Source organism: Bradyrhizobium sp. (assembly GCF_019242285.1).
Taxonomy (GTDB): Bacteria; Pseudomonadota; Alphaproteobacteria; order Rhizobiales; family Xanthobacteraceae; genus Bradyrhizobium.
Genome location: NZ_JAFAVV010000216.1, coordinates 1 through 6,525 on the forward strand (window position 1 = coordinate 1; position 6,525 = coordinate 6,525).

A 6,525-nucleotide genomic window follows, 5' to 3' on the forward strand; every position below is an offset into this window, starting at 1 on the left:
GCGCCTCCGCGGCGTTGCAGGCGGCGAGCGTCTCGTAGCCGAGACGGCCGACCTGGGTCACGACGTAGTCGCGGACCAGCGCGTCGTCCTCGACGATCAGGACGGATTCGTCGCCGTACTCGACCGAGCAGGTGCCGGTCTCGGTGACCACGACGTCGGCCTTGAACGGGGCTTCGGGCAGATACAGCTTCACCGTGGTGCCGTGGCCCTCCTCGCTGTAGATCTTGATGTGGCCGTCGGACTGCTTGACGAAGCCGTAGACCATGCTGAGCCCGAGCCCGGAGCCTTTTCCGACGTCCTTGGTGGTGAAGAACGGCTCGAACACCTTGTCGAGCAGGTTGCCGGGAATGCCGGCTCCGGTATCGCTCACCGCGACCATGACGTAGTTGCCGGGCTTCACCTCGGGATTCATGGCGGCGTAGTCCTCGTCGAGGACGACATTCTTCGTCTCCAGCGTCAGCTTGCCGCCGTCCGGCATGGCGTCCCGCGCGTTCAGCGCGAGATTGAGGATCGCGGTCGAGAGCTGGCTCGGATCGATCAGCGCCGGCACCGCGTCATGCGCCAGCATCGACTGGATTTCGATCTGCTCACCGAGCGTCGGCCGCAGCAGCCGCGCGGCGTCGACGACCAGGTCGTTGACGTCGGTCGCGCGCGGTTGCAGCGGCTGGCGGCGGGCGAAAGCCAAGAGGCGCTGCGTGAGGTCGGCGCCCCGCGAGGCGGCAGCGCTGATCATGTTGGTGATCTGGACCAGGAGCGGCTTGTCCTTGACCGCCTCGCCGACGATCTCGATGCAGCCGGTGATCACGGTCAGGATGTTGTTGAAGTCGTGGGCGACGCCGCCGGTGAGCTGGCCGACGGCCTCCATCTTCTGCGCCTGCCGGATCCGGGCCTCGTTGGCCTCGATCTCCTGAAAGCGCCGGACCATGGCCTCGGCCTCGCGGCGTTGCCGCGTCTCCTCCTCGAGGGCTGCATAGGCCTGCTGGAGCTGGATGCGGGTCGGCAGCACCAGGAGCCGAGGCAGCATCAGGAGCAAGGCCGCCCCGATCGCGATCGAGATCGGCGCCAGCAGCCCCTTGACGGCGGCCTCGGTGCCGTAGGCCGGCACCCAGAGCGTGAGGATCGACATCAGGCGGGTCGCCCCGCATACCGCGATGAACACCGCGAACGCCCAGAAGAATCCGCTGAACATGACCTCGCGGCGCCGCCACAGCACGAAGCGCGTGCAAACCAGCGCGGCGATGAAGAAGGTGCAGGCCAGCGCGGCATCGGAAACGGCGTTCAGCCAGAGCAACCCCGGCTGCCACGACAGGCAGGCCCCATGCGGCATGAGCGTCGACATGTCCAGATATCTCCAGGGAAACGGCCGGCTCCGACGCGCCGGGACGATGGGGCCAGATCATTCAGGTTTCCGCTCGCCACGCAAGCGGCCCGGCTCTCCCGCGGTGTCCGCCCGGCATGCTATGATCGGGTATTGGCGTAGCGGGAGGAAGGCGATGCAGTTGCGCGCATTTGGACGGACGGGAATGCAACTCTCGGTGCTGGGCTTCGGCTGCGGGGCCGTCGGCGGGCTGATGGTGCGCGGCGATCCCGCCGACCAGGAGCGCACCGTCGCGCGGGCGATCGATGCCGGCGTGAACTATTTCGACACCGCGGTGCAATACGGCAACGGCGAGTCGGAAAAGAATCTCGGCCGCATTCTGCAGGCGCTGAAGCCGGCCGATGTGGTGGTCGGCACCAAGGTGCGCCTGCAGGCGGACGAGCGCGGCCGTATCGCCGACGCCGTGACCGCGTCGCTCGACAACAGTCTCACGCGGCTGCGGCGCGACCGGGTCGACATCTTCCACCTGCACAACCCGATTACGGCTGCGGAAGGCGAAGGGGCGCTGAGCGTGGCGCAGGTGCAGGGCGAGGTGGTGGGCGCGTTCGAACGCCTGCGCCGAGATGGCAAGACGCGCTTCCTCGGCCTCACGGCGGTCGGCGACACGGCGGCGCTCGCGCAGGTGATCTCGTCCGGCGCCTTCGACAGCGCCCAGGTGGTCTACAACATGCTCAATCCCTCGGCCGCCGAGGCCCTGCCGGCGAGCTATCCGGCGCAGGATTACGAACGGCTGTTCGACCGCACGCAGGCGGCCGGTGTCGGCGTCGTCGGCATCCGCGTGCTGGCCGGCGGCGCGCTGTCGGGCTCGGCCGAGCGACACCCGATCGCGAGCCCGGCGCCGGAGCCGATCGGCTCCGCGATCAGCTACGACGCCGATCTCGATCGCGCGCGCCGCCTGGCACCACTGGTGCAGGAGGGATTCGCCGGCAGCCTGACGGAGGCCGCGACGCGCTTTGCGATCTCGCATCCGGCGATGGGCACGATCCTGGTCGGGATGGCGACGCCGCAGCAGTTCGAGGACGCGCTCGCCGCAGTTCAGAAAGGTCCATTGCCGCAAGCGGCGCTCGAGCGGCTTGCGGCGCTGCGGCTGGGATTTTCCGGCGAGCCGCGATAAACGCCCACAGCTGCTCGTTTACAGGCAGAGCCCGAGCAGCTTGAGGTGGCAGCTCCGCTTGTGCGACGCGCCGCCCTTGGCCTCGACGGCGGCGACCACGCGGCGCTCTCCGGTGGGCGGGCCGCCCTTGCGGCCCTTGGCAGGCTTCGGCTCGTAGTCGCCCGCGATCTCCATGGCCCAATAGGTGCGGTGGCTGGCTTCGTCATGCGCACTGGCGACGCCGATCCGGGTGGCGTTGTGCAGCAGCAGATTCTTGCGATGCTCGGAGGACTCGATCCACTGCTGCAGCGTCCTCTCGAAGGTGTCGTAGCCATAGGCGATGTTCTCCGCGGCGCGCCCGGCCTGCGACGGCGCGATGCGCGACGAGAACGAGCCCGCGACCTCATGGTCGAGCCTGGCGCGCGTGGCCATGGCGCGCGCCTGCTCCTGCGCGATGCGGTTGAGCACGGCGTCCGAGGTGACGCGGACCTCGCCATGCTTGAGGCGGAAGCTCGAGATCATCTCCGCGGCGGATTCGGCCGCAGCGGCCGGCAGAACCGGCAGGGTCAGCAACAGCCCCACGAGCAACGCCTTGATGCTTCGGTACGTCATCGTTTTTCAATGGCTGGCAAAGAGTTGAAGGAAACGCCTGGTTGGGGGTCAGGAATCGGCGCCCTCATTGGAGCGTTTCGAGGGCACGGAGGTCGAAGGCTCTTCGAGCGGATGCACGCACTGGATACAGTCATGAAATTCATGCAATCTTTAGTTGCCTTCCGACCGCGGCGCCTGACGCCGCCGACCTGCCATCTCCAAACGAGGGTTGTGCAGCGCAGCACTGTCGCTAAAAGCCATTCAAATACAATAGCGAAACTTTGGGGTCAGCGACTTTGGTTGACGTCGACGCCGACGCATTTCAGGGATCCAGCGGCGTAGCGAGGCACCGCCCGATGGGCTTTGCCGAATTCGTCACCGTGATCGCGACGATCATGGCGCTCAATCCGCTGGCGATGGACATGATGCTGCCGGCGCTGCCCAACATAGGCGCCTATTTCCACATCGCCGCGGCCAACCGGCCGCAGATGGTGCTGTCGGCGTTCCTGATCGGCTTCGGCGCCGGCCAGTTCGTCATCGGACCGCTCTCCGACAGCTTTGGGCGCCGGCCGGTCCTGCTCGGCGGCATGGTGGTGTATTGCATCGCCAGCCTGCTGGCGCTGGCCGCCCCATCCTTCGAGACCCTGCTCTTGGCGCGCGCGCTGGAGGGCCTCGGCACCTCGGCGACGCGGGTGATCGCGACCTCGGTCGTGCGCGACTGCTATGCCGGCCGCCGCATGGCGAGCGTGGTGTCGCTTGCGATGATGGTGTTCATCGCGGTGCCCGTGATCGCCCCCTCGCTCGGCCAGGCCGTGATGCTCCTGACGCACTGGCGCGGCATCTTCGTCGTGCTGATGCTGTACGGCGTGGTCGCGCTCGCCTGGAGCGCGCTGCGGCTGCCGGAGACGCTGCCCGCGGCCGAGCGCAAGGCGTTCGCGCTGGCCGCCGTGCTCGACGCGTACCGCCAGACGTTGACCAGCCGCCAGACCCTCGGCTACGCGCTGGCGGCCGGCGCCGTGATGGGCTGCCTGCTCGCCTTCGTGTTCTCGGCGCAGCAGGTGTTAACCGGCATCTACGGGCTCGGTCATGCGTTTCCGCTCGCGTTCGCCGGCGTCGCCTTCGGGACCGCCGTCGCGGGCTTCCTCAACGCGCGGCTGGTCGGGCGGCTCGGCATGCGCGTGATCTCGCACACCGCGCTGATGGGCTTTCTGGTGATCGCCGCGATCATGTTCGTGGCGGCGCGCGGCGACCTGCTGCCGCTGGCGCTGTTCCTGTCGCTCACCTCGCTGATGATGTTCTGCTTCGGGATGATGTTCGCGAACTTCACCGCCATGGCGATGGAGCCGCAGGGCCACATCGCCGGCACCGCCTCCTCGTTGTACGGTTCGATCACCACGCTGGTCGGCATCGCCGTCGGCGCCGCGATCGGCCAGAGTTACGACGGCACGCTCGTGCCGTTCGCCACCGGCTTCCTCGTCTGCACGCTGGCTGCGATCGCGATCGTCGCCGTCACCGAGAAGGGGCGGCTGTTCAAGCCGCATCATCGCACCATCGCGTGAGGCGCGGCGGGACAATCGCAATCTCGCCAAAATCGTTGACGCCGCGCGATCGATCGACAAACCAAATAGGCCGATACGGTCTGCGCGATGACCATCGCGCGCATCAGCGCGGCGTGAAACCGTGTGCGTGCATCGTCGCGCCCGCGTGACTTGCAGCCGCCCCGCATCTGGTGATTACTGTCGTCGGATTGTCTAAAAATGTACCGATCCATTAACTGGGTTTGATTCAAAAATCGCAACGCCTCTGGTTTCCGGACCGCAGCAATGATCTAAGCCTCGCGGACGTGCGAGGGAAAAATGAAAGATCGAAGCAACAAGATCGCGCTCTTCATTGACGGACCCAATCTCTACGCAACGGCGAGGCTGTTGGGCTTCGATATCGACTACAAGCGACTGCTCAAGGAATTCGAAGCGCGCGGCACGCTGGTGCGTGCGTTCTATTACACGCTGATCGCCGAGGACCAGGAGAACCTCGCGATCCGCCCGTTGATCGACTGGCTCGACTACAACGGCTACACCGTCGTCACCAAGCCGACCAAGGAATTCGTCGAGGCGAGCGGCCAGCGCAAGACCAAGGGCAACATGGTGATCGAGCTCGCGGTCGACGCGATCGAGCTCGCCGAGCACGTCGACCAGATGGTGCTGTTCTCGGGCGACGGCGACTTCCGCTCGCTGGTGGCTTCGCTTCAGCGCCGCGGCGTCCACGTCACGGTGGCCTCGACGGTGTCGACGCAGCCGCCGCTGGTCGCCGACGAACTCAGGCGGCAGGCCGACGCGTTCATCGATCTGTCGGATCTGCGCGCCAAGATCGGACGCGAGGTGACGTCCCGCTCGCCCCCGCGCTGAGCTAGCCGCGCGGCCCCCGCACGGCGACGGCGGCGCGATGGCTCGACAGCAGCAGGAGAAAGAGCGCGCGCGCCCCCTCGTAGCGCGCCGCGGAGCGAGACCTCTCGCCGCCCGCCATGACGACCTTCCCGGAGGAGAGGTCGCACACACGCCATTCCCACCGCGACCGGCCGCCGCGCTTTGAAATGATCAGGTCGAACATCCTGCCTGACGCCCCCCTACCTCGACGAACCCCGCGAACAGGACGGATGGATCGCTGCCCTGCGCACGCCTCGCGATGAAAGCCGATCCTCGACGTTGCGGGATTCGGCACGCCTCTCGTATCGCACGATAGCAGAAGGCGATTGACAGTTTGCCTGAAAACCGACAATGCCCCCAAAATTGCCATAGTAATGCCTTGAGCTTTTTTCTGTGGACCGCTCCGAGATCGAACGCATCTTCACCAGTCGGGGATGGCTCGCCCATCAGCCGAAATCCCTGCAGGAAATCGTGTTCCGCCAGGCGACCGTGGTGACGTTCGCGACGCGCGATTACGTGTACCATTCGGGCGACGATGCGGGCGGTATTTATGGCATCATCGATGGCGGCTTCGGCTTCTATCTCGCCGGCCGGGAGGCGCGCGAGGCGCTCGGCCATGTGCTGCGCGCCGGCCACTGGTTCGGCTATACATCCGTCGCGGGCCGCCGTCGCATCACGACGTTCCGGGCGCTCGAACCGTCGCAGGCGCTGTTCCTGCCGCTCACGTCCCTCAACGAGATCGCGCTGCGCTCCGTCGAATACATGCGCGCCTTCGCGGCGCTGCCGGCCTTCGGCGCGGAAATGGCGGCGTCCGCGGGCGCCGATCTCCTGATTCGCCGCAACGACCAGCGTATCGCAGCGACGCTGCTCCGCGTCACCGCCGCCGAGGACGGCGTGCAGTCGTCCCACCCCGATGGTTTCCATCTCACCCAGAGCGAACTCGCCGAGATGGCGAACGTCTCGCGCGACGTGATGAACCGGACGCTGGCGCGGTTCAAATCGCTCGGCTGGATCGCGACCAATTACAACCGGGTCAGGAT

The 6,525-nt window shown here is 66.8% G+C and carries 6 protein-coding genes and 1 pseudogene; 4 read left to right on the forward strand and 3 right to left on the reverse strand.

What is annotated here, in order from left to right; translation table 11 throughout:
* On the reverse strand, window positions 1–1,339 hold a 1,339-nt coding region (locus JOY90_RS08160), incomplete at its 3' end, for an ATP-binding protein (RefSeq protein ID WP_291690633.1).
* Between the two features lie 154 nt (window positions 1,340–1,493).
* Between JOY90_RS08160 and JOY90_RS08165 the strand changes: the two genes are divergently transcribed.
* Window positions 1,494–2,492, forward strand: coding sequence for an aldo/keto reductase (locus tag JOY90_RS08165; RefSeq protein WP_291690634.1), 999 nt, complete (start codon window positions 1,494–1,496; stop codon window positions 2,490–2,492).
* A gap of 18 nt (window positions 2,493–2,510) precedes the next feature.
* On the opposite strand, the gene JOY90_RS08170 is transcribed toward JOY90_RS08165, so the two are convergent.
* On the reverse strand, window positions 2,511–3,083 hold the full coding sequence (locus JOY90_RS08170) for a CAP domain-containing protein (RefSeq protein ID WP_291690635.1): 573 nt from the start codon (window positions 3,081–3,083) through the stop codon (window positions 2,511–2,513).
* Between the two features lie 335 nt (window positions 3,084–3,418).
* Here JOY90_RS08170 and JOY90_RS08175 point away from each other — a divergent pair, with 335 nt between their 5' ends.
* Window positions 3,419–4,621, forward strand: a complete 1,203-nt coding sequence (locus tag JOY90_RS08175; RefSeq protein WP_291690636.1) for a multidrug effflux MFS transporter — start codon at window positions 3,419–3,421, stop codon at window positions 4,619–4,621.
* A 297-nt stretch (window positions 4,622–4,918) separates the two neighbouring features.
* Window positions 4,919–5,464 (forward strand): annotated as a pseudogene (locus JOY90_RS08180) (NYN domain-containing protein); the annotation flags it as partial.
* Between the two features lie 4 nt (window positions 5,465–5,468).
* Here the strand turns inward: JOY90_RS08180 and JOY90_RS08185 are convergent.
* Window positions 5,469–5,669 (reverse strand): hypothetical protein, encoded by a 201-nt coding sequence (locus JOY90_RS08185; protein ID WP_291690637.1) that lies wholly within the window; start codon window positions 5,667–5,669, stop codon window positions 5,469–5,471.
* A gap of 209 nt (window positions 5,670–5,878) precedes the next feature.
* Here JOY90_RS08185 and JOY90_RS08190 point away from each other — a divergent pair.
* Window positions 5,879–6,525: Crp/Fnr family transcriptional regulator (locus tag JOY90_RS08190; RefSeq protein ID WP_291690638.1), on the forward strand; the 647-nt coding region annotated here is incomplete at its 3' end.